This is a genomic window from Thiorhodococcus mannitoliphagus (assembly GCF_010915725.1).
Lineage (GTDB): Bacteria > Pseudomonadota > Gammaproteobacteria > Chromatiales > Chromatiaceae > Thiorhodococcus > Thiorhodococcus mannitoliphagus.
The window spans coordinates 1-1,417 of the sequence record NZ_JAAIJR010000327.1 but is presented as its reverse complement, the minus strand read 5'-3'; the positions used below and the strand labels follow the sequence as shown (position 1 = coordinate 1,417).

Below are 1,417 nucleotides of genomic sequence, written 5' to 3'. Positions count from 1 at the left end.
GGGTGCGACCAGAAGTGATGCACATGGCTCGACTGTCATGCCGTTTGCTTGATCACGTCTTGCCAGTACGACTCCCATTGCTCATTAACCCGGTTCAGTCGCAGGGCGAGCATGGCCTCGGCCTGCTCGATTTTCCACCACGCGCCGGGACGTTTCAGGCGCTGCTGGACGACATAACGATGCGCACTCTCGATCTCACCGGAGCCGATCGGCAATCCCTGCTCACGCGCACCCTGATAATCGAGCTGGTGGCGACGGTTGCTGAAATAGCGCTGCGCGGCGCGCACCGGGGCATCGGTGTCGGCGACCGTGTCAGGCTCCACATGAAGCGCCAGCGCTGTCAGCACAGCCTCGTGTTGGTTGGCCTTGAGTCGTGCTTTTTGCGTGTTGAGCCAAAGCTTTGGCTCCGGCGAACAGACCTTGGCCGCAGCGCTCAGATAGTCACACGCATGGTAGAAATCGACCAGAAATTGGCCTTGTTGAGCGAATTTCTCTTCGATCTGATCGGCAATCCAGCTCGCCCCATCGCCGACACCATGCGCCCGCGTGTTCGTCCCGAAGCCCGCGCGCCGGGCACAGTCAAAGAGCGCGCTCCCGGCCCCCTCGACGCCACCCTGAAGGGTTCCGCCATAGCAGGGCGTCGCGCTACCGATCGCGTGCGCCAGGCACAATTTGGCTTCTTTCCACGCCAAGGTTTTTCCGCGGCGTTGGTCCGCCTGCGCAGGATCAGGAGTGACAATCGGCACCATCCCTCCGTCGGTTTGCGCCACCACCCAGGGCACACCCGGTTCGCTGGGCCAATCCTCGTTCAACACCTGCACCTCGTACATCGTCTGCGCATGCCCCTCGACGATTTGACGGATCCGCTCCACGGACAGCGTGAACCCATAATGCTCTTGGAGCTTCTTGGCGGCTTGCCGAAACGCGACATCGGCGCCGAAATCCGTGATCACCCGTTGCAGCGGCTGCGAACAACACCGATTCCTCACCTGCGCCCTGAGCGAAAAACACCGTTGCGTGCGCGTGCCCTGACGCCACAGTGTCTCCTCAACCTCGATCAAGCCGAACGTACTGTACCAGCAGAGTTTTTTTTACCCCCAACACGCACCTCGCCGGTGTTCGCCACCGTCAGCGCCGTCTGCTCCACTTGACGCTCGGCCCAGGCTTGGAGGCTCTCCTGTCCCAACCGACGAATTTCCTCAATGACCCGACGCTCTGCGTCATCGGCTCGGGCCAAGTCGCCCTCGGCATCTTCGACGACGGCCATGAGATGCGCGATACGCTGCTTCAGTTGGGGGTAACGCGTAAGTGCCTGGAACAGCGCTTCGTCGGTTTGATCAAACATGGTGATGCGATGCCTCGGCGCAGAAGAGGGAAAACTCAAGTTTAGCCCCTGCATCAGTTCTGGTCGCACCCG

Annotated in this window: 1 protein-coding gene; it reads right to left on the bottom strand. The window is 61.1% G+C overall.

Going from position 1 to position 1,417, the window contains the following annotated elements:
• Positions 1–35: 35 nt before the first annotated feature.
• Positions 36–1,345, bottom strand: a protein-coding gene (locus tag G3480_RS26635) for an ISKra4 family transposase (protein ID WP_164657209.1) whose coding sequence is annotated in 2 segments (ribosomal slippage) — positions 36–1,091 and positions 1,094–1,345 — 1,308 coding nt in all. Because the reading frame shifts where the segments join, the coding sequence is not laid out codon by codon here.
• Positions 1,346–1,417 lie beyond the last annotated feature (72 nt).